General features: G+C 43.5%; 17 protein-coding genes. 5 read left to right on the top strand and 12 right to left on the bottom strand.

Features of this window, described 5'->3' with window-relative positions; genetic code table 11:
• Positions 1-259 precede the first annotated feature (259 nt).
• From OC193_RS19390 to OC193_RS19375, 4 genes are all read left to right on the top strand, one after another.
• The gene (locus OC193_RS19390; protein WP_048660082.1) at positions 260-2,467 is read left to right on the top strand and encodes an alpha/beta fold hydrolase; all 2,208 of its coding nucleotides are present in this window, start codon (positions 260-262) and stop codon (positions 2,465-2,467) included.
• Complete coding sequence (locus tag OC193_RS19385) at positions 2,457-3,650, top strand: outer membrane protein transport protein (RefSeq protein ID WP_048662624.1); 1,194 nt, start codon at positions 2,457-2,459, stop codon at positions 3,648-3,650. Before OC193_RS19390 ends, OC193_RS19385 begins: the two co-directional genes overlap by 11 nt.
• A gap of 194 nt (positions 3,651-3,844) precedes the next feature.
• Positions 3,845-5,167 carry an efflux RND transporter periplasmic adaptor subunit gene (locus OC193_RS19380; protein ID WP_048662625.1) on the top strand — a complete coding sequence of 441 codons (1,323 nt, stop codon included), beginning with the start codon at positions 3,845-3,847 and terminating at the stop codon, positions 5,165-5,167.
• The gene (locus tag OC193_RS19375; protein ID WP_048666271.1) at positions 5,154-8,231 is read left to right on the top strand and encodes an efflux RND transporter permease subunit; all 3,078 of its coding nucleotides are present in this window, start codon (positions 5,154-5,156) and stop codon (positions 8,229-8,231) included. Before OC193_RS19380 ends, OC193_RS19375 begins: the two co-directional genes overlap by 14 nt.
• A gap of 85 nt (positions 8,232-8,316) precedes the next feature.
• On the opposite strand, the gene OC193_RS19370 is transcribed toward OC193_RS19375, so the two are convergent.
• The 5 genes from OC193_RS19370 to OC193_RS19350 form a co-directional block, all read right to left on the bottom strand.
• Positions 8,317-9,081 (bottom strand): DUF481 domain-containing protein, encoded by a 765-nt coding sequence (locus OC193_RS19370; protein ID WP_048662626.1) that lies wholly within the window; start codon positions 9,079-9,081, stop codon positions 8,317-8,319.
• Positions 9,082-9,272: 191 nt separating this feature from the next.
• On the bottom strand, positions 9,273-10,169 hold the full coding sequence (locus tag OC193_RS19365) for a hypothetical protein (protein ID WP_048662627.1): 897 nt from the start codon (positions 10,167-10,169) through the stop codon (positions 9,273-9,275).
• 275 nt (positions 10,170-10,444) lie between these two features.
• A complete protein-coding gene (locus tag OC193_RS19360) occupies positions 10,445-10,735 on the bottom strand; it encodes a putative quinol monooxygenase (RefSeq protein ID WP_048662628.1) in 291 nt (96 codons plus the stop codon).
• A gap of 201 nt (positions 10,736-10,936) precedes the next feature.
• The gene (locus OC193_RS19355; RefSeq protein ID WP_048662629.1) at positions 10,937-12,307 is read right to left on the bottom strand and encodes an endonuclease/exonuclease/phosphatase family protein; all 1,371 of its coding nucleotides are present in this window, start codon (positions 12,305-12,307) and stop codon (positions 10,937-10,939) included.
• A gap of 279 nt (positions 12,308-12,586) precedes the next feature.
• Positions 12,587-13,729, bottom strand: a complete 1,143-nt coding sequence (locus OC193_RS19350; protein ID WP_048662630.1) for an acyl-CoA desaturase — start codon at positions 13,727-13,729, stop codon at positions 12,587-12,589.
• A gap of 166 nt (positions 13,730-13,895) precedes the next feature.
• Between OC193_RS19350 and OC193_RS19345 the strand changes: the two genes are divergently transcribed.
• Positions 13,896-14,441 (top strand): GNAT family N-acetyltransferase, encoded by a 546-nt coding sequence (locus OC193_RS19345; protein ID WP_048613495.1) that lies wholly within the window; start codon positions 13,896-13,898, stop codon positions 14,439-14,441.
• Positions 14,442-14,598: 157 nt separating this feature from the next.
• On the opposite strand, the gene OC193_RS19340 is transcribed toward OC193_RS19345, so the two are convergent.
• The 7 genes from OC193_RS19340 to OC193_RS19310 all read right to left on the bottom strand — a co-directional run bounded on the left by OC193_RS19340 (position 14,599) and on the right by OC193_RS19310 (position 22,990).
• Positions 14,599-15,624, bottom strand: a complete 1,026-nt coding sequence (locus OC193_RS19340; RefSeq protein WP_048660411.1) for a GGDEF domain-containing protein — start codon at positions 15,622-15,624, stop codon at positions 14,599-14,601.
• Between the two features lie 284 nt (positions 15,625-15,908).
• Positions 15,909-16,844, bottom strand: a complete 936-nt coding sequence (gene ylqF / locus OC193_RS19335; protein ID WP_029405588.1) for a ribosome biogenesis GTPase YlqF — start codon at positions 16,842-16,844, stop codon at positions 15,909-15,911.
• A 182-nt stretch (positions 16,845-17,026) separates the two neighbouring features.
• Positions 17,027-17,521, bottom strand: coding sequence for a hypothetical protein (locus tag OC193_RS19330; protein ID WP_048662631.1), 495 nt, complete (start codon positions 17,519-17,521; stop codon positions 17,027-17,029).
• Complete coding sequence (locus OC193_RS19325) at positions 17,512-18,243, bottom strand: winged helix-turn-helix domain-containing protein (RefSeq protein WP_048662632.1); 732 nt, start codon at positions 18,241-18,243, stop codon at positions 17,512-17,514. Before OC193_RS19325 ends, OC193_RS19330 begins: the two co-directional genes overlap by 10 nt.
• A 179-nt stretch (positions 18,244-18,422) precedes the next feature.
• On the bottom strand, positions 18,423-20,018 hold the full coding sequence (locus tag OC193_RS19320; RefSeq protein WP_048662633.1) for an MFS transporter: 1,596 nt from the start codon (positions 20,016-20,018) through the stop codon (positions 18,423-18,425).
• A gap of 107 nt (positions 20,019-20,125) precedes the next feature.
• Complete coding sequence (locus OC193_RS19315) at positions 20,126-20,908, bottom strand: hypothetical protein (protein ID WP_048662634.1); 783 nt, start codon at positions 20,906-20,908, stop codon at positions 20,126-20,128.
• Positions 20,909-21,337: 429 nt separating this feature from the next.
• A complete protein-coding gene (locus tag OC193_RS19310; RefSeq protein ID WP_048662635.1) occupies positions 21,338-22,990 on the bottom strand; it encodes a M28 family peptidase in 1,653 nt (550 codons plus the stop codon).
• Positions 22,991-23,046 lie beyond the last annotated feature (56 nt).

Here is a 23,046-nt window from a genome sequence, read left to right as displayed (position 1 = left end):
GATTTAAATTGATTTATTAACCTAATTAGATTCCCTTATATACCTTTTTGAGGTTGTTTAATGCGGTTTCAGGTGCTTGCCGTTAGTAGCTATTGGATCATTAACGGGTGACGCTGATTTAGTGGGTGTGGGTTAATTGCTCAAATTTCTTACGTAGTTTTATCAACGTGTCATTCCAACTCTGTGTTGCCTTGCTCTCTGCGAATAAAAGTCGAGCTTACTTCCGACTCAATCGGCAACTCAAATAACGATAAATCGCATGACCACACCAGTTAAATGCGAAAGCTACGAAGGAGCTGTTTTGAAAGATTTCAATAAGCCATATATATGTGGACTAATTACGCTTGCCTTACTCGGCTGTCAGTCTGAAGACTCGACTCAAGAACCTGTTTCAGTATTGGTTCCCTACAACATTGATGAACTGCCAAAACCAAACGATGGATACGGGTATGACGACGACGGAACCATTACCGGAGTCGGTGAACACGCTGTAACTTTGTCATCAAAGAACGATGCCTATTATCAGGACTACAACAACTCATACGCCGCTTTAGATGGTTGGGGACTTTGTGCAGAGCCTATTTTAATTCCGCTACAAAGTATTAATTCTGATAAGCGTTTTCCACTGAATAATGAAACTTTTTCGGGGAACGTGGTGTTAATTAATGAGTCAACTGGTGAGGAAGTTAGCACTCAAATATCAGCCGATGGTTCTAATATTATTATTCAGTGCGAGTCAGGATTAAAAGAAGGAACGACTTACTCGATCGTTGTGACTGATGGGGTAAAAACTGAATTTGACGAACCTTTAAAAGCAGACGCTAGCTTTGATGAATTGATTTATTCAGGTGTTCCGCTAGACAGCGATAAGGAAGTAAGCCTTCAGGAGCAGGTATTAAATGCGATAGATTCATATTATGCGCTGTATCCTGAGAAGGGTATTCCTGTATATGCAGCTCAATTTAAAACTCAGAGTTCATATTCGTCACTGGATGCGATGAGGGATAACCATATTGTTGAAGGAACGACTTTTTCTGGCGAACTCATCTTGGTCGAAGATAAAACGACTAAATATGACCTTTATACTCAGAAACTAAAACTGCCATTTTATCTACCTTTCACGAAGAGTCGTGAATCTGAGTGCGATTACGACCAATATGAACCAAAGGCATCATGCCCGCCGCTATACGAATGGATGAAAACATCGACAGGCGGTTTTCCTACAGTAAATGAACCACTGCCAGTTGTTGTCCAGTCACAGATTGTCAATGCCGATGTTTACACACCAGCCCGTTGGGATGGGAAGACAACACTTCCGACCGTTGTCTTTATTCATGGCGTCACGGCTGATAAATCTGCTGCGTCTCTAATGGCTAAAGATTACACAACACAAGGTTATGCAGTTGTAGCTATTGACATGCCCTATCACGGCGAACGTATGAGATACGATGTGAATGGTCTTGAAATCAGTGCTAAAGAGAACAAATCATTTTTCATCAATATCGACTCACCTTTCGCGCTTCGCTCCAATTTACAGCAGTCGGTTTCGGATTTCTTAGGTCTACGCTTTGCTCTGAATAATCAGCCATGGGTTGATAAGAGCAATATTCACCTAGTCGGTCACTCTCTGGGTGGGATCATGTCGGTGATGGTTAGTGAGTTTAGCCAAGACTCACCATTGTTTAAGTTCAAAACGGTTAACTTTGTTGTTCCGGGTCAGGGGCTTACCAATTTGGTTTTGTCTTCTCAGACGTTAGGGCCGGAAATGTCCGATGGGGTGAAAAAATCGCCGGATATACAGCGTAGTATCGCTGAAACTGTGATTCCGGAAAGCTGCGATGCAGAGAATAACAACCAAGAGTGTATTGAGTCATTAAACGAGTTTGTCAGTTTATCTTCCGAAAATGCTCTTACGGTTAACCAGTTAGAAAATGATATTTATGACCTTCTTGTGACTGGTTTAAAGCAGGGTGTTCAGGCTGCTATTGATAGCTCTGACCCTGCGAGTTTTACATCCCGCCAAGCTAACAACAAACAACCAACGTTATTGCTGGCGGCAGTGGGCGACTGCGGTGAAACATGTGATGTTGGAGTGGATTATGTACCAGACAGTGTCGTTCCCAACTCAGCTCCAGACAACATAAGAACGGGAACTGAGCCACTAATTAAGGCTTTGGGATTAGCTCCAATTACGGGTACGACAGGACAGCCATTAACTACTACAGAAACCCGGGGGGTTATTCGAACGACCACGGGAGGGCATGGTACTTACCTATTCCCTTATGAGGGAACGATGGACGAATCAGGATTACCCGGATTCCCAGATTCTGAAGAGCTCAATTTTGTTTGGGATGCGACCAATACTCAGCAGGTTGCCGTTGCATCGATGGTAACAACAACGGGTGCATCAATCGAAATAGTGAACGAAGATCATATCGAAACAGAGGTGCCTCAAGATGAAGAATAAACTCTTATTGGGCACCGCAGCTGCTCTCATTCCTTGCTTAACAAACGCCGCAGGATTCCAACTTAACGCACAATCAGCAACAGGGTTGGGCCGTGCATTTGCGGGCGATGCTGTGATGGCAGATAGCGCCGCGATTGTTGCAAAGAACAGCGCTGCGATGGCTTACATCGAGCAACCAACACTCTCTGTCGGCGCTATCTATATCGATAGTGGTATTGATGTGTCTAGTGTTAGCTACACACCAATGATTGGTGATACTGAAATGCTAGATGACCAATCATTAGACGCAGGGACATTAGTTCCGAACATTCATTATGTTCACCCAATTCAAGATTCGAAATTTACTTTGGGCGCCACTGTGCACTCTAATTTTGGTACCGACGTCGAATTTGATAACTCGTTCGAAGCGGATGAGTTTGGAGGCAAAACGGCGCTTTCCAGTATCAATGTTGGCTTCGCTGTGGCTTACGAGTTGTATGAAAAAATCAACTTAGGTGCAGGTATTGATGTTATCTACGGCGAGGGCGAAATATATCGCAAAGGTTTGTTGAATGTAGACGCAGACGGCTTCGGTTTAGGCGCAAATGTGGGTGCAACGTATCAAGTTGATGAACGCAATAAATTTGGTATTACTTACCGTTACAGCCCAGATATCGAAGTGGAAGGTGACATTACCAAAGGCGGTGTCCCTGCCGACAACATGAATGTACCTCTACCAGACACTCTAGAGTTTTCCGGTTGGCACCAGCTCAACGAACAGTGGGCTTTCCATTACAGCCTGCAGTGGGTGAACTGGTCTGAATTTGACTCGCTAACGTCTAACTCTTATGACGACTCGATCAAAGAGTATCAATGGAAAGATGCAGGACATGTTTCTGTCGGTGGCACGTACATCATGTCAAAAGACATTGTTCTACGAGCGGGTTACATGTACGACATTTCTCCAACTGACGAACTCACATCGTTATCAATTCCCGATGTTAACCGTCATTGGCTCACGGTCGGAGGGACATATAACTTCACGGCCGCCAGTTCTGTGGACATTGGTGTCGGCTTTATCATCGGAGAATCACAAGATATTGACGAAAGCCTGACGACGATCCCAGGAACGAGTTCCAATATAACTGCTGATGTGACTGCCGATGCTCTCTTACTCGGTGTTCAGTATCAGCATCGTTTTTAACTTTTACTTTGGAGTTCAGAACGTAAAAATTTAGGAATCATATAAAAATTGCAGGGCTCGACAGTGAGTTGAGCCCTTTTCTCATTATTAGCTGTTTTGGCATTATTTAAATAGCTGGAAGCTCATTAAGTAAGAAATAGCTGCTTAGAAAAACGTTTAAATTCAGACGAATTCAACGGTTATGGTTATTAAAAATGAAATTTACAAAGCTTAGTAAAACAATCTGTTTGGCACTGTTTGCCTTACACATCTCTCCATCGTTTGCCCAAGACTCAAACTTGATTCCAGTGACTATCGAAAAAGCTCACAAACAAGCATTCACTTCTTCAATCAACGAGGTTGGCAAAATCAGGGCGACGGATTCTGCTGCATTGACATTTAGTGCCTCCGACAAAATTCTCAATATCCATTTCAAAGATGGAGACTCAGTTGAAAAAGGCGAACTGATCGCTCAATTGGACAATACCAAAGCGAAAGCCGATTTAGACAAAGCAAGAAGCTCTCTAGCGTTAGCAAAGTCGAAATTAAAGCGAGTACAAGAATTACTAAAGAAACAGCCTGACTCTATGTCTCAACAAGATGTTGAAGAACTGGGAGAGCAGGCGAATTTAGCTGCGGCTGATTTCCGTCAAAAAGAAGCGCTGATGAATGACTATTTATTGGTTGCGCCATTTGATGGGCAGTTAACCAACTTTACCCACTCTGTGGGCAGTAAGATTGATAGCGCAACCGCGTTGGTGAGTTTGATCAAACTCGATCCTGTCGAAGTTCAATATTCCATTGGCCAGTCGGATTTAGGCAATGCGAAGCTCGGGCAGAATGTTTCCATTCAAGTTGATGCCTTTGTCGATGAAGCCTTTTCTGGCGTGGTGGATTACATTGCACCAGCAGTGGACGAGAGTTCAGGCCGTGTAGAAGTGCACGCGCACGTGACTAACCCAGATCATCGATTGGTTCCAGGTATGTTTGCCAAAGTGAGTCAGATGACAAGCGAAGACTCAACGCAGATGGTGGTTTCTCAAAACTCCGTTCAAGCAAAAGATGCAGAGCGCTTTGTTTGGGTAGTGAATGGAGAAAAAATCGAGCAGCGTATTGTCGAATTAGGCGTGAATACTAACGATGGTTACGTTGTTGTAGAGAAAGGCTTGAAGCTAGGCGATAACGTCGTTGTGACGGGACAACAGAACCTCAAGAAAGCGTCGTTAGTTAAGGTCATGAACCCAAATGCTGAACAGAAAACCGTTGAGCTAATAACGGAGCCGACAAACAAAGAGAACACTCAGCAGACCGCTGAGCCTAAAGTAGAAAAGATTGTAACCAAGGTGGATGAACCACATCCGATTGAACCTTCGGTTGATTGGACGGAAGCATCAAAAGGTGTAGACGAAGCGATCAACGAAAATAGCGAGCAAGCAGAAACAAGCGCGACTGTTGAGCAATCATCAAGCGAAACTCACAACAAGGAAACATTAAGCAAGGAAGCTGTAACGAAGGAGAATCTTAATGAAGCTTCCTGAGATTTGTATTAAGCACCCTGTGTTTGCGTCTGTTCTGAGTATCACCATTGTTTTGCTTGGGCTTTTGTCGTTTCAAAAGCTCTCAATCCAATACTTTCCAGAACATAAAACACCGTCAGCAACGGTAACTGCTGCGATCAATGGTGCGAGTGCGGAGTTTATGTCACGTAACGTGGCAGACAAACTGATCACTGCAGCAACGGGTCTTGATAGCGTTAAAACCATGACTACGGATTGTCAGGAAGGGACGTGTAATCTTAAAATCATCTTCGAAGACGACATTGATGAAGTTGAATACACAAGCCTGATGAACAACTTGCGCAGCAGTGTCGAAGCGATTGGTGATTTTCCACCGAGTATGACGGATAAGCCAACAGTAACGGATGACTCTTCTGATACCAGCATGCCGAGTAACATCATCACTTTTGTGAATACTGGCAAGATGTCTAAGCAAGAGATGTACGACTACATCAGCCAACAAGTCGTGCCGCAGTTTAAACATATTCAAGGTGTCGGTGGTATTTGGGGGCCGTACGGCGGCAGTGAGAAAGCGGTGCGTGTTTGGTTACAGCCTGATCGTATGATGGCGCTCAACATGAGCGCGTCAGACGTGGTAGGTACATTAAGCTCATACAATGCGACATTTACTGCGGGTACGATTAAAGGTCAGGTACGAGATTTCTCTATCAACCCAGTCAATCAAGTGACGAGCGTTGATGATGTAAGAGACTTGGTGGTGCGTGTCGATAACGGCAAGATCATTCGTATCGGCGATATTGCTGAAGTCAAAATGGGTGAAGAGAGCCTAACGCCAAGTATTCTACGTGTAGGTGATAACCTAGCGATGTCGATTCAGGTATTGCCACTGAAAAGTGAAAACCCAGTTACAGTCGCCAATAAAGTGAAGAAGCAAATCGACCTGATTCAACCTCAGTTGCCAGAAGGCATTGAGATGAAGATGGTCTACAACCAAGCAGATTTCATTAAAACCGCGATCGATGAAGGCTTCATGACCTTGGTTGAGGCAATTGTTCTCGTTTCCGCAGTGGTTGTTCTATTCCTAGGTTCTGTTCGCGTGGCTTCGATTCCGATCGTCACCATTCCAGTGTGTGTGATAGGTGTGTTTGCGGTGATGCATTTGCTTGGTTTTAGCATCAACGTACTGACTATTTTGGCGATCATTCTTGCGATTGGCTTGGTGGTCGATGATGCGATTGTTGTCGCTGAAAACTGCTACCGACATATCGAAGAGGGTGAAACCCCATTTAATGCGGCAATCAAAGGGTGTCGAGAGATCGTCTTCCCTGTGATTGCGATGACGCTTACTTTGGCTGTTGTGTATTTGCCAATTGGTTTGATGGCGGGCTTAACCGCTGACCTGTTTAGACAGTTTGCTTTCACGCTTGCTGCGGCGGTGATCATCTCTGGTTTTGTGGCGTTAACGCTCTCACCCATGATGAGCGCTTATTTGATGAAGCCTGTTTCAACACCCGCAAAGTGGTACCAAAAGGTCGATGCGAAACTGAATGTCCTTTCTGATGTGTACACCAAAGAGCTAGGTAAGTGGTTTGAGCGTAAAGCACTGATGAGTGGTATCGCTTTGATGCTGATTGCTTTGTCTGCTTTGGCTGTTTGGAAGATGCCTCAAGTGCTGCTTCCAACGGAAGATACTGGCTTTGTTGAGGTTACTTCAACGCCTCCCACAGGAGTTGGACGTCAGTATCATCTCGATAATAATGGACAACTCAACAGCGTGTTCAAAGGTGATGACTCGGTGGAAGCGAACTTGTCTTACATTGAAGGCACTCCGACCAATCACGTTCTATTAAAACCATGGGGAGAGCGTGACCAATCAGCGGATGAGTTGGTGAATGAGTTTATTGCTAAAGCGCAAAGTTCAGTCTCTGCTTATGGCATGTCTTTCAAGGTGCGTTCAGCAGATAACTTAAACATTGCCACTAACATGATCCTTGAACTGACCACTGTTAATCGTGATACCACGGTGCTGTCTGAAACCGCAAGTGAGGTCGTCCAAGCGCTTGAAGATTACGAGGGTGTGACAAACATTAAGAACTCAATGTTGCGCGACCAATTACGTTATGATTTGTCGATTGACCGCAATGCGATTGTGTTGTCTGGCGTGGATTACAGTAATGTCACCAATGCGTTATCGACGTTTCTTGGATCTGTTAAAGCGGCTGATTTACAAGCAGACGACGGTTATACCTACCCAATACAAGTACAAGTAAACCGTAAAGATCTTGGTGATTTTAAAGTGTTGGACAAGTTGTACGTTGACTCTCAATCAGGTCAAAGACTTCCGTTGTCACAGTTTGTTTCTATTAAACAAGTGACATCGGAATCGAACTTTAAGACGTTTATGGGTAAAGACAGTGCAGAAATCACAGCTGATTTAATGCCGGGATACACGGCGAGTGATGTCAAAACTTATATCGACGACACGGTGCCGAGTTTATTAAAATCCGCACAGAGTTACGAGTTCAACGGAATTGTAAAAGACCTCGTCGATTCAACAGCGGGTGCACAAGTGCTGTTTGTATTGGCCTTAGTGTTCATCTTCTTGATTTTAGCGGCTCAGTTTGAAAGCTTTGTTGACCCAATGATCATCTTACTGACGGTTCCATTGTGTATTGTAGGCGCGATTTTGACGCTATCGATATTTGGACAAAGCCTCAATATCTACTCAAAAATTGGTTTGCTGACTTTGGTCGGCCTTGTAACTAAACACGGTATTTTGCTGGTGGAATTTGCGAACGAGAAACGTAAATCGGGTGCAAGTGCTCAGGAAGCGGCAATCAGCAGCGCACGTTCAAGGCTGCGTCCTATCTTGATGACATCACTCACCATGATCCTTGGCTCATTACCGTTGGCTTTGGCTGATGGCCCAGGTTCATTAGGTCGTATTAATATTGGTTTGGTGCTGGTCGGCGGCTTGTCTGTCGGAACCTTCTTCTCGTTGTTTTTAGTGCCTGTCGCGTATGTCGGTATGGCGAACCTAAAGCAAATGGATGTGTTGACTCGATTTAGAACGAAAACAGCGTAGCGAGATCGTTCAAATTTAAGCTAGATACTTCAAGGCCCTCATATGAGGGCCTTATTTGTATACGGGGTAGGAATTGAAGGGATCTTTAAAAGTCGTAGTTGAGATTCATCGAGCTGTAGATTTCGGCGTTGCTTTGGTCTGAGGCGACGGTTGTGTTGTAAATGTATTCGGTATCGAACGTAAGCGCCAAGTTGCCCATCAGAATGTTCTTTAGATAGCCCTTAAGGTTGTAGTTGGTGTTTTCTTCACCGTAAGCCATGTTAGCGGTTGCGCCCATAGAAAACGTTTCTGTGAGCGTTAGCGAGCCATCAATACTGGCATTAACAATTAGCTCATAGTTCTCTTTGTTGGGGAACTCTTCATCGGAGGATTGTCGTTTACTGATTCGATAACCCGGGCCCGCCGATCCTTGAAGCTTGATTCTTTCGGTATCGTAAAAATGACGACCTAATCCGGTAGCAACAATGAACTGCTTACGATAGGTACCAAAGTGGTCGTGTTCAAAACGGGTTGTCGCAACCAAATAGGTGACTTCGTTTAAGTCATAGCTGATGCCATAGTTGGTGGTATAACGATTAGTACCATCTTCATCATTTTCAGCATCGGTATAGTAGGTATCAAACTGAACTCGTTGGCCCCAGTTCTCTTTTTTGTATCCAATAGAGATTCCAGAGTTGATCGACAAAGATGAGCTGGTGTTTTGTGAGTAGATAAACCCAAGCTTGGTCAAGGTCGTAAAAGGGGATTCTTTAGCTTCTTCTTGTAATTCAGCACCTTCGCTTAATACGACTTGGTCCTCGACTTCCACTTCTTCAACCTCCTCTCCAGCCTCTTTTCCAAATATGGGCATAGAGAACGCGATGAGAGCTAAAGGTAGCTTTCCTAGGTATCGTGTGTATGAAACTGTGTTTGTTAATGGGCGCGTTGTTTGCGAGATAGCGTGTGTCGACATAATGGTTTGGTATATAAAATGATAGAACACGACGAACGCAAGGTTAGTCGTGAAGAGTCGCCAATGATTGAATCGAAAAAGCTAGTGAGTTACGACGCCATAGGTAAAGGCGAAAAAATCGTTTTTATCGCTGAGAACCCGCTACCTCGATGAGGATTGAAATCTTCAATGTGGACAAAGAATTCAAGTATCTCAGAAGGTTTATCGTCTTCGATTAATAAGAACTCGAGTAGCCCTTGTTCGACATGGCATGAAACTATGGTCTCGCTTGATTGATCTGCTGAAATCTGTTCAACATTGATCACAGCGCTCGTCTCGGGTAAGACATTGAAAGCATCTTGCGCACATTTGAGAATACAGCTGCAGACATACTCTCGATATAAAGCATTGCTTTCAGAAAGAGACATCGTTTCAAGCTTCACTTCACCTTGGCACAATACCTTTTTTTCTTTAGGGATCACGTTGTGCTTATTAACCTGAATATTGATTTCTAGCAGGTGACCATTCTTATAAGTATTGAAGTTATGGTTAATCAGCTTAGTGTCGGCTACCGCGGCGTTAATGGAGTTCTGCTGAGCTTCGGAAAGGGCAGAAAGCTTTGCTTCGCTATCGTTGTTTAAAATACCTTTCGATAATTGATTGCCCTTGGCCCAGTAGCTGTAGCTTTGAACCCAATGTACAAACTCTGTCTTGTATTGCTCGATGTCCTGTTCGGCGGCACGCTCAATATTGTTAGTGAGGGTGTACAATTTCGACTTGTTGCCTAGCAGCATATCTAGCCAGCTAGGCTTGTACTCATCGAGTGCTTCCATGCCTTTGACTTTATGATCGAATCGAACTGTTGGCATTACCGGAGCAGGCTCCATCGCAATCGACTCCCAATTCATTTTTGGGGTCGGAATGGTATGCACGGATTGGATTAAGTATATGTGCTGATTGAATAAGTTCACTTCACTTACAGCGCCCTCAAGTTGTTTGGTATTCATCTACATTCCTGTCGACTGTTGTTCTTGTAATTTGGCGCTTAGTTTATGGTCAAAGCGCGCGAACAGTATTTAAATGAATGTGAATGATCTTTCGTGAGGTTACTTGATATTGGTTTAGGAATATTTCGACTGTGGAGAGATTAGCTTCTGTTTATGAGGGAGGAAGCGGCACCTCGAGCCTGGCACAAAATGAACTCGAAACAACATGACAGGCAAGAAAAGCGAAACCCTGCGTTGAAATCAGGGTTTTTATTGAATCAGTACTGAGTGACTGGTTAGGCAATGTGCGTCATTTTGTTGAGCACAAAGGTTTCAATACAGTTTTCAGTCGCAGCCATGTACTCGGCGATGTGTTGGCTCGCTAAGTGTTTCTCTAGATGAGCTTCAGAATCCCAGTTCTCATGAAAAACAAAGTGAGCAGGGTTACTGTTATCTTGGTGCAAATCGTAGTTAATACAGCCGTCTTCAACACGGGTTTTATCGATCAGTTTAATCATCTCTGATTTAACTAGCTCAGTTTTGTCTTCTTTAGAGACGATCGTTGCAATAATAGTCAGTTTACTCATTCTCAATTCCTTAGCTATAAACTCGTTAAGTTCAAGTAATATAGTTATATTTTAGATTGAAGAAAGAGCTCTGGAATCCAATAACTATGGTTACTAGCATCCACAATTAGAGTTTGAGAGCATAAAGCTGGTAGCAATCGTTTCGCTCAATAAAAAGCCCTCGTAGCAATAGGAGGGCTTCTTGGTTCTCAATTGAATAGGTTAGTTACTGAAGTCTGCTTTCACCCAGATCATACGGTGGTCAGATGAAACATCTTTGCCGTTACCATAATCACCAATTCGTGAGTCATTGAATAGCTTGCGTCCTTCTTCGTACGAAGCTGACCAATATACACCAGATTCAACAATGTTTAAGGTAGCTGACGGCAGTGCGTAGTCTACAGCAAGTCCAAACGTTGAAGTGATACGGTTTGGCTGTGGGTGAGGCAATGAATTATCTACCGCATGTTCAGCTGCGCCATAACTAGTAGGGTATAGACTGCCGTTGGTGACTTCTTGGTTAACTAACGAGTCGTTATGCAAATCTTGCATTACAGAGCTAATGCCGTCTCCATCAACAGGATCTAGGTTTTGGTCGCCCATCATGACAAAGTGCTTGCCTTGTTCTAGGCCGCCCGTTTTTCCAGAATCATCATAGATGAACGACTTGTTTTGGATGTATTGGTGCCAGAAGTCGACTTCTGCTGCGTTTTGCTCAATGTTCTTCCCCACATCAAAAGCTGGAGGAGTAGGGTGTGACATTAACAAGTGAACGGTTTCTGTACCATTTTTAGTTGGGATTAGGATCGGTGCGTCAACGTGGTTTTTTGACGATAGACGAACTTCTTCCCATTCAGCCGCTGTGTACCACTCGTCACCACAGTCCATGCCTGCAGGGAACTTACTAGGATCATCACACACTGTGATTGTTGGGATGGTAGCACCTTCAAGATCTTTCCATTTAAATTCTTGGAATGTGCGAGTGTTGGCCGTGTCGATTTCGTATTTAGACATCAAAGCGAACGCGTACTGGCCATGGTAGAAACCGAAGCCCCAAGCGTCACCGGGAAGTGTTCCGAAGTTACCGTCATTGTCTAAATCAAAACCAAATTCGTTCAGCAAACCTGTATTGGTCGAATAGCTCTCAAAATACGGGTATGAGATTGGTTCTAGGTTCGCGTCACCGCCTGCTCCTTCGATACTTTGAGCAACAGAAAGGTAGTTTTTCTGGAAGCCTTCGAGTGCTGATTTGTCAGTACCTGTTCCGTCGTTGTTAAACTCAGCCATCATAAGAACATCAGGACGATTCTTTTGAATCACGGCAGCGACGTTACGGATCTGAATAACTTTCGCTGCTGTTTCTTTGTCAGCGGCATCAATCGTGTTATCCAAATAGTCGCTCACTAATTTTGTTTGAGCGCTTGGTTCAATCTGCATTTCCGTTACGAGGTCTTCGAAGGTGGCACGATCAAAAGACAAGTTATAAGTCGCGATCTTTACTTCTTCAGGTTGAACGTAATCTGTGTCACTGCTGCAACCAATCAAAAGTGCAGAAGAGATGGCGAAAGCGATAGATGTTTTTAACAATTTCATAAAGTGGGTCCGCTAATTGCTGAAAGAAATTTGGGACGCGCATGTTATGAGATGGATATCATTCTGTAAGTGATTCTTGTCACAGGCAAGGCTCTGAAGTGACATCTTGTTGCATTGGAAATGTGACATTTGGAACTAGTGTCTGTAATTAGAATAAAGACTTAAAATTCATAAATTTAATTAGAACTGTGAATTAAAAAAGCCCTCATAGCAATATAAGGGCTTCAGAATAAGAATCAAACTGTGTTGTTATTGGTGTGTTAAGCGTATTTTTTTGCTTTAAGCATATTGTTCCACTGTCATCGCCCAATTTTTCTTCTGTTGTTCGAAATTCATTTTGATTTGCTGGTAACGAACTTTAAGAACTGAGTGTTCGTACTTCTTCACAACGTCTTCACGTTTACTTTCAAGCAGCTGCTTTTTAACTTCGTAATACTCGTTCATGTTTGATACTAGAGCATCAAACTCTTGTTGAAGCTTCTCCGCGATTTGTTGCTTGTCGGCACGATGCATGATTTTTTGCTGGGTGCGTTTAAGTAACATTGACGCTTCAGCTTTCTCAATACGAGCTTGGGGGGTTTTCTTAAGCTTACTTGCCAGTCCCATCAGCGAAGCACTCTTGATCAGCCACTTTGTTGGATCGTATTGCCACCAGTAGATGCCGTTACGGTAGTCGTTCTCAAAGATGTGGTGGAAGTTATGGTAGCCTTCGCCAAAAGTGAAAACCGCTAACACACCGTTATCACGGGCCGTGTTTTTATCGGTAAAAGGTTGGCTACCCCAGATGTGAGCAAGGGAGTTAATGAAGAATGTTGTGTGGTGATTAAGTACCAAACGAACAGCGCCTACGATTAACAACATGCCAAGTACGTCACCGTAAATCACACCTAAAGCGATAGGAACGCCGAAGTTCATTAGCAATGCCAACAGAACATAGTGCTTGTGCTGCCACATAACAATCTTGTCTTTTTTAAGGTCACGGCAGTTTTCGTAGTTTTCGTACATTGAAGTGCTGTAATTACGAATCATCCAGCCAATGTGTGAGTACCAAAATCCACGTTTTGCAGAGTATGGGTCTTTGTCATTGTTATCGACATGCTTGTGATGCACACGGTGATCAGAAGACCAGTGTAGCGCGCTGTTCTGTAGGGCAAATGCGCCACCCAATGCAAACAGGAACCTTAGGCTTGAATGCGCCTCAAACGCTTTGTGTGACCATAAACGGTGATAACCCGTCGTGATTGAAAGGTTACAGAACGTAAAGCAGATTGCTAACCATATCCAGTGCTCCATGCCATAGCCAAAAAAGTAGCCATAAACGGGAGCCGCAACAACAGCAAGCAGCATACTAAAAGAGAACACAAAAATATTGAGCCAGATTAATGGCGGCTTTTTTGTAGATTGTTTGTCGGCACTATTCATTAGCAAATTTCCATTGGGCTTACATCTGTGCGCTAGAATATCAGCGTACACGTGTAAGTCAATATTGAAAGTGTAAACGTGTATTAGTATGTTTTGCTTAAATATTGTATAAAGGTAGTGTGAAATGTAGTAGCAAGTCATAAATGGAAGTACTAAGGGCTAATAAATGGAAATTAAGGTAGCTGAATATAAAGATTATGAGCGGATTGCCCAATTACACGCGGATAGCTGGAAGCTATATTACCGTGGCATTCTTGCTGATGATTACTTAGAAAATGATGTTTTGGAGGACAGATCTGTTATTTGGCAGACTCGTTTGATTAATCCTCCTTTCAACCAACATGTTTTATTGCTTGAAGAAGGCGGTTTACTGGTTGGTTTCGTCTGCGCGTTTGGTAATCACAACTTTGAGCGTGGCACGTTCATTGATGCGTTACACGTAGACAATAATTATCGTGGTCGAGGTGTAGGCAAGCGTCTGCTGTCTGAATTATCGAAGTGGTTGCAGCAATACTATTCGGACTCAGGGCTCTACCTAGAGGTGATGTCTGAGAACCACCAAGCGATTGCTTTTTATGAAGCGATTGGTGGCAAAGAAGAACTCGAGCAAGTTTGGAACGCGCCATGCGGCAGCCAAGTGAACGAGAAAGTGATTTCTTGGAACTCTCCCGTTGAACTTGAACAGAAAACAGCAAGCGTCGTGTATTCTTAGACGATTCTTGTTGGATACTGGTTCTTTGCTTAATTGCAACGCTTACCAAAGCTGAAGAATCAAGATAAAAGCCCCGAGCATTAAATTGTTCGGGGCTTTTTTGATTGGAGTAGTTGTCTTTTTTGTTAATCGCTAAGGTGCGTGAAATACTGGGTGATTAATCACACCATGTGATCTTATTCCTACCGCCTTTCTTCGAAATGTAGAGTGCTTGGTCGGCGTCGTCGATAAGTTGCTCGACAGAACCAAGGGCCTGCGGAGCATGTTTTACACCGATTGAAATCGTTACCTCTAACCTAAGGCGAGAAGGGGACTCTAAAAGGGAGTTAACTAGCGATTCAATTGAAGCCTTTGTTTCCCCTTGCACCATAACCAAAAATTCTTCACCCCCGTATCGAAAGCAGTTACTGCTCGTCGGTAGTCGTTTTTGAATCTCATCAGCCAGTTCTTTTATCACCATGTCGCCCATTTGATGGCCGTAGGTGTCGTTAATTGATTTGAAATGATCAACATCTATCATTATCGATGTAATGGATAACTGACGGTTTATGCTCGGTTCTATGACCTGATGAAGATAAAGTCGGTTGTAGCAACCTGTTAGCGCGTCTTGATAAGAAAGCGCCTCAAACATATTGGATTGTTTGCGAAGCTGAATCGCTTGTTTGCGCAACTGCTCGGATTGAGCAAAACGCTTGTGTACTTCTAAGTCACGTCTTATACAGGCCGCTGAGATTAGGATGTAAGCCGAAATATAAACGGAAATTGTTTCTATTTCATGCTTTGGCTCTGCTTCATAAAGCAGTGGCGCAAGGCCGATCAGATAAGCCAAAAAGATAAACGACAGCGTAAAGATACTGTATTTGGCTGACAATCTTGAAAATGTGCCAATGTAGATCATGACGAGAATGATACCACCTTGGTAATCGAAATTATTCAGATCAATCGCAAGCCGACCGACATAGACTAAGAAAAGTGAGCTAACTACAAGGAAAGTACTTTCTACCAGTTCCAAAACGTTGGGTTTGTTTGTAATGCAGTATCTGGCGACAGCCATCATCAATAGAAAAAGTATGACTCGGAAAATGATAGGTGTAATGCACTCGCTACCAAAGTGGATGTAGTCGGTGATGATGAAAGCACAGAATATTGAGATCGGGATGTAGATGAAATTTATGTACGGCAAATAAATTTCATTATCGAAATAGGTTTTAAATCTTTGATTCTTGAACCCAGAATAAGAGCGCATTGAGAAATTAGCCGAGATGGATACACAATAATTTGCGTAGTATGTCACAGTCTTTGGGATTGTAAACGACCGTTTCTATAGATTTGTCAGTATGTTAGCTAGATCAACAAACGGTAACAGGCAATATTCACGCTCTATCATCGATAGAACGTGAATATATTAGAGGCAGGTGTAAGAGTGGTAAACAGAAACTAAAGTAGATTAATAAAAACTAATAGCGATTAACGCTTGTTCTTCAAGTAACGCTTACGACGCTCTTCTTTTTTCTTAATCTGTTGTTCGGCTTTCAGCGCAGCCGCTTCTTCAACTTCGATCAGCTCTTGTGTGATCATTTCTGGCAACTCAAGAGTTACCTTACCTAAAGTGCCATTACGCAATTCGTGAAGCAGGATTTCTGAACATTTGTGAATGTCTATGTGGCCACCTGCACGAAGTGCACCACGCTTACGGCCAATCGCTTCCATCAGTTCGATGTCAGACTCAGGCAGCTCTTCAATTTGGTAGCGCTCTTGCAAAAGGTTAGGGTACTGCTTTGCTAGGTACTCTACTGTGTAAAATGCCACTTCATCGTATTCCATTGCCGTATCTTTTACAGCACCTGTTGCAGCCAAGCGGAAGCCACTGTGTGGGTTTTCCACTTTAGGCCAAAGGATCCCTGGAGTGTCTGAAAGGATCACGCCATTCTGCAGGTTAATGCGTTGCTGACGACGAGTTACCGCAGGTTGGTTACCAGTAACCGCGATCGTACGTCCCGCCAAACAGTTGATGATGGTCGATTTACCCACGTTTGGGATGCCCATGATCATTGTACGAATATTCTTGCCCATCTGTTCACGGTGCGGTGCCAGCTTACGTACTAGCTCCATAACGTGGTTAACTTCTTCTTTTACGCTAGTCGTAATCGCAATCGCTTTAACGCCTTGCTCTTTCTCGAAGTGTTCAATCCAACGCTGAGTCAGTTCAGGATCGGCAAGGTCACGCTTGTTCAACACTTTTACACAAGGCTTATCGCCGCGCAGTGAAGAGATCATTGGGTTTTCACTACTAAACGGGATACGAGCGTCCAGTACTTCGATGATCACATCAACCTGTGGGATAACTTCTTCGATTTCTTTGCGGGCTTTATGCATGTGGCCCGGAAACCATTGAATAGACATAGAGATAAACCTTGATAAATATATTTGCTGCACATTGTAAGGGTTCGATAGGGCGTGTAAAGCCATATCTATAAAGGGAAGATAAAGATATGGCTTTACACGCTTCTTCTCAATGATAGTAGTTGAAGTTGGCGGGACCCGGAAGGAGCTTTTAGGAAACTAATAGTTACGACGCTGAGCGTCTATTCCCTACGCTTAAGAATTACGCCCATCTTTTCACCGAAAGCGAGGGTCAAATAAATAAATATCTCATCATCATCGACTGCCCATGACTTACCCGAAACCAAGCTGCCCGTTTGTGGTAACTCGCGATTTAAGTAAGCTTCTAGTGCCTCTTTGTTGGTGTAATTTAATTCGGTTAGCGAAAAGGTGATCTTTGAGTCGACCCGTCCTTGAACTTGGATGTTACTGGTGACGCTGGTTTGGAAAGGGACTGCCGTGTTTGACTTCGGCCCTAATGTGGTAATCAATCTTGCACTTTCTGATTCTGGCCCATCGATGATGAGTTTGGTACTGATGTTTAATGAGCGCCCACCGTAATCAACGATCGTGTGCCCACTCCAAAAGCCGGTAAAGGGTTTAGTCGGTGTGTAGCTTAGTTGGAACAATAGAAAGCCAACAGCCATACAAACAAACCATATCGAGAGTACTTTATAGTGTTTCGATTTTAATTGCATAAGGTTACTTGCTCTTGGTATTCACAATGAACGGTTTCTTCATCGTCTTTTAAGTAGATTGCGACAACCTGTTGGTCTTTATCGATAACCACTGTGGGTGTTTGTGAAAGGGTATCGATGTGTTGGGTTTCTGCTTCACCTACCGATATTTGATCAAGATAACGCGCCGATGGCGCGAAGCAAGCGCCAAGTCCGTAGCCTATCGCAACAGAGAGTAAACAACCTATGACTGTTGCAGCGCCAAAACGTTGTAAACGACTCTCGTCTTGAGGCGCGATTTTTCTGTTGGTTACACGATTGAGCTCTTCGATATCAACGTCTATAGGGTCAAAATCACCGTGCTCGACTGTTAAATATTTAGCTGGGATCTCAGGCGATGCGTGAGGGCGTTCTTCAACCAGTTTAGGGTCGATAGCCAGTAAGTAGCCTTGTTTTGGTATCGTACGAATGAGTGAACGCTGATCGTCACTCATGGCTTTCCTTAAACGCTTGACCAGCTGGTTGATTGTTGCGTCGGTCGCATAGGTATTTTCATATAGCTCTTGCACAATATTTTCACGAGATAATACGTCAGGAACTCGGTTGATCAATGCATTTAGCAAAGCGGATTCTTTGGCTCTTAATCGAGTAAGGTTATCGTTTTTGGATAAAACCCCCGATGTTGATGAATACAAGTATTCGCCGATAAGGTAAACAGGTGGCTCTAAAGTGAGTTTGGTCATAGGTAGATAACTGAATAGAAACTGATTTAATTATCGCATTTTAGTCATAATTTCGTCATCAAATTTACGTGTTTTGGCGGTGAAAGTGTGTCCGTAGTCGAGGTTCTTAATCCCTGGTGCTTTACAAGTAATATCTATGTGGGGAATAAGCCACGAACCTTCTAGAACGTGGCCTTGCCTTACTTGATAGCTAGCCGGCTACAGGCGCCAATTCCAATTAGCCCAACTAAAAATAGCAGCCAAATGGATGAGTGGAAGTTGATGAGACGTGATTCTGCATTGAGCATTAACAGCGTGCTATGCTCCGATTTGGGAATATTCGTTTCGAATAAATATTGAGTAAGTTGACTGTCGGTAATATATGGGATGGTGAGACTGTTACCTACTGCTTGCTGAATTGTGTGTGAATACTGAGCCTGAGAGACAACTTGATTCCGTATTTTGTGCTCCATGGTCGCTTGGCCGGCTCCTGCAATAACGGAAACACCAATCGCGATACCTATGTTCCGCAGTGTGGCTTGTACGCCACCGACGCGTTCGGCTTCTTTTTCGCCGACAGCTTTGGTAATGATGATGAGCGATTGTGATGACAACATACCAATACCAGCGCCAAAAATAGTCATAGCTAAGTAAATCAGTCGGTTGACTTCATAGGCTGAAGAGCAAAGCCAAGCAAGACCAGCGGCACCACAACATAAAGCGAATGCACAAAGAGAAATGTACTTTTCATTAAATTGCTTAAAAGCGATAGGCGTGATGATGGAGAACACAATCAAACTTATGGCGAAAACCAGAATGATCATCCCAGTTTGCAAAGCTGAAAGGTCAATCGCAATTTGTAAAAACGCCACAAGTGTAAAGTTAAGACCGCCAAAAATTACGTACATCGAGATAAGGATGATCACCCCAAGAAGAAATTGCTTGTTGTGAAACCAAGAGCTTGGAACTAGAGCGCTATCGTGTTTTTGTTCAAACTTCTTTTCGTGTTCAATAAACCAAGCGAATAATGTAATGCCACCAATTAGTATCCAAATAGCCGGGCTTAAAAATGAAAGAAAAACGGGTAGGTCATAAGGAGAGTTATTATGTAATACCCCCCATTCTGGGGACTTCAATAATCCAAAAATGATAAACAGCATACTACAGGCGCTCAATACACTGCCAAGTGAGTCGAACTTTTTGGGTTTTTGATTCGCTAGTGGGGTGATCCAACCAATCGCACACATCAAGGCCACGCCATAAAATATACCTGTAGCAACAAAGCCGCTAAACCATGATAAGTTATCGAACATCCAACCACTAACTATTGGAACAATCGCAGCGGCTAGGCCAGTCGAAGCTGCGAGTAGCCCGAAAACTTTGGCACGCTTATCTGGTTGGAAGTGGCCGATAACCAAGGCGATAGAAGAAGGCAGAATCGCTACACCCGCGAGGCCCGATAGTGTGCGTGATACCATGGTTATCCATTCTATTGATGGTGCATACAGTTTCGATATTGAAGCCATAACGCCAAAAACCAGTCCGCATATCAAAAGTCGTCGCCAACCAATATACAGACCAAGGATTCCGCTCGTGAGCATCAATGATGCACCGATCAGAGGATAAATGGTACTAGCTACTTTTAGTGCTTCGACATTGGAATTAAACTCAGCAATTAAAGCGCTGGTGGCTATTGCCATGGTTGCGATATCAGCAGATATACAGAATTGCGCTAGGCAAAGCGCAATAATTAGACGGGTAGTATGGGCTTTCGAGGAATCAGATACTGTGTCCATAATGAACTCCAAACGAGACTAAAATTGAGTAATTAGATAGATAAAAGTCATTAGTGATGGGCACCTTTTGGTTGTAAGAAGCCCCACTGGAGCTTCTTGTTGAAATGTTAGAACTGGTAGTTAAACTCTACACGGTGCGCCCCATCTGAAATATCGACATTTTCACTCCAGTTAGCGAAGTAACGTACGTTGAAGCGAGGGTTGAACTGATAAGATGCGGTGAATTCGTGGACTAAAACACTGTCGCTGTTTTCGAAAAAGTAGTCTTTAAAGGTGTCAGTCCCCGATAAAGTCATCATGTACATTGGGTTGTAGTTGAGCCAAATTTTGTCGGTTAGTGTGATTTTGCTGTAAGTACCGACAACAGCGAGTGTGCCAGGTACTGTGTATCCGTTGCTTGATGTTAATCCTGCTTTATCAAGGTTATTACCAAATGCGAATCCTGCTCCTGCGAGTGGGAATAAGGTAATTGGACCGAATGATGGTAAGGCTTGAATCATAGAGTAGGACATGGTGCCAATTTCTTGTGCACCTAGGTTGGTTGCTGTTGCGTAGTTAATATCTACCTGGCTACCTCGGCCATTGGTGAGGTCAACTTCAAAGTTTCGGTATCGAATTGAGTCTATCGAGTTATTGCGCTCTCTCGAACTGCTCCAACCTGCTGAATCACCAGCGAATCCTTTCACCTCAAAAATATTCATTCCGACCTCCGTACTGACTCCGGTGTTATAGGTCGCTCCTACTTTTAAATTAATGCCGTGGTTAGTGAAACCAACGCCAGCTTGGGTATAAATAGCGAGTGGATCTGACATGTCTTGTACTGATTCTTCGGCGATAACAAATGGTGCGATCAGAAGTAAGGGAAACGTAACAAACTGCATTTTTTTCATGGGTAGACCTTTTGGTTTACATCGTGCTTTTGAGGCCGACATTATGGTCAGTCGTGTAGCACTGTTGTTTCTAGGGAACGGGTGTATGGACTCGTTAATTGTGAAGTCGAGGTTATGATAAGAGTGGACGTCCGCAGATGAAACCAAACTAAACCAACAAATTATGTGTCACTTTTTGTTGGTAATAAATTGAATTAATACAGTGCTTTAACGTTGTTTGTCATATTTCTGTGTCATGTTATTTGGTGAGTAATGTAATAAGTTCTCTAAGCCCTTTTTCATAAATCGGCAAGAGGAGGTCGTTAGGTCTCATATCATTTAAATTGAGTGGATATGTCAAAAAGCCAGCGAAAATGCTGGCTTTGGTTAGACTATTTTGTACTAGTAATTGATTAACCTTGATGCTGTCAATCGATTCGCTTTGGTCTTTTAAAAATTGCCGTAATAAACTTTGAACAATTCAGAAGAGTAGATTGAATGTTCAGGCAGTTGAGAGCCATTTTCCAACAAGTCTTGCTTAGTTAGACCATTTAGGTTGTCGACAATAAAGATATGCGCCTTTGCGTATTTTTCTAACAGCTTGAAGCTGATTAATCCCAAGTCATAATCGGCAGTTGAATGATATGCGTAGCTAGAGATAGCCCAGCCCGTGGAAATAGCATTTAGATCATCGAATTTCGAAAATGGTGGGTGAAAGTGGGTTTCATCTGCAGCAGGATCTTGATAATAAAAGTCAGCGGTTGGCAAAGCAAAAGTATCGACAGCTTCCTTAAAGATATTAAGAAGTCGGGGGCTGCGGTTGGTTATGAGTTGCATGGCTGGAATCGCTTGATTGCTCTTAGCTTGTATTGGTCCTTCTTTCGTTAGAGCGATCAAGCCAAGTTTTTCCGGACGCAACACCATCAGCATATTATCGCGAACAAATTGGTGGTTCTGCTCAATGAATAGATCCGTTGCGCCAACACCAGGATGTTCGTGATCACCCACAGACAGAATGAGTAGGCCGTGTCCTCGGTCTTCTATCGGGCGAGAGGCATAGTGCTTGGCTGCTGCCATCACCATTGCTGCAGTCCCAGCGTTGTCATGTAAGCCATAGAAGTAGCTATCCGAATGGAACGTCATCACAACGTATTTATCTGATTTACCCGGAATAAAACCGTAAACATTGGATGACGAACGGACAGAGCCATCTTCCATCTTACCTTGTACGCACATTCTTATCTTCAATGGCTGATCTTGTTCTGCGCGATCGAGCAGCTTTCTCAAATACAGTCCATCATCGTAACCTAATGAGATCCAAGGCAGTGCTGTACCGACTGAGTCTCCGCCGCCCATAGCTCCTACTCGTGTCGCAATTTGTTTTGCACCTGGTAAAGTCCACCAAGCGATAACACCAGCAGGCATACCATACTGACCAGTAGCAATACGTGAGTACGCTGTTCGCGCACTGGAATACATTGGGCCGCCACCTGAGAAATCGGCTTGTAGAAGCACTATCTTGCCGGTTAAATCTCTACCTGATAGCTCAGCTGCTGTTCCTTGCCCAACATAAAGAACTTCGGCTTCAACGCCTTCTGAAGGTGTTTGTCCCGATGGAAATGGTGTAATTGCTTCGTGGAAGGTATAGGGCGCGGTGAGTTCATTCGAAGCCGTAACAGTCAGTTCATTGAGAGTTGGAAGCCACTGTGGGGTACGGATTGGGAATTCATCTTGGCGTACATCATCAATACCAAATGATCGAAGCGTTTGTGCGACGAGATCTTGGGCTTGTTGTTCATACTGGGTTCCTTGAATTCGTCCCCACAAGATGTTGCCATCGGCACGTGACTGCTTTGAAATATCGACAAGTTTCATCGCGAAGCTTTCGATGTCATCTGCGAGGATATCATCGAACGCACTGTTTTCGACGTAAGGTCGTGGTGTCTCTTCCATTTCAAGAGTGTGGAAGTGATCTTCATGAAGAGACTGCATTGTTTGGCTAAGCTCTTCTGGTTTTTGAAATGAGATATCCGCTAAAATCTTGATCATCTCTTCAGGAGAGCTTGCCATATTTTGAGTTGGTTTTTTGGTAGGGTTAGTCATTTATGACCTCTGTGTTTAGTTATTAATTTGATTTAATACTATCGAGCAGAGTTCAC

This window comes from Vibrio crassostreae (assembly GCF_024347415.1).
In the GTDB taxonomy this organism is placed as follows: Bacteria; Pseudomonadota; Gammaproteobacteria; order Enterobacterales; family Vibrionaceae; genus Vibrio; species Vibrio crassostreae.
The sequence above is the reverse complement of the archived record's forward strand: the minus strand, read 5'-3'. Positions and strand labels throughout refer to the sequence as shown.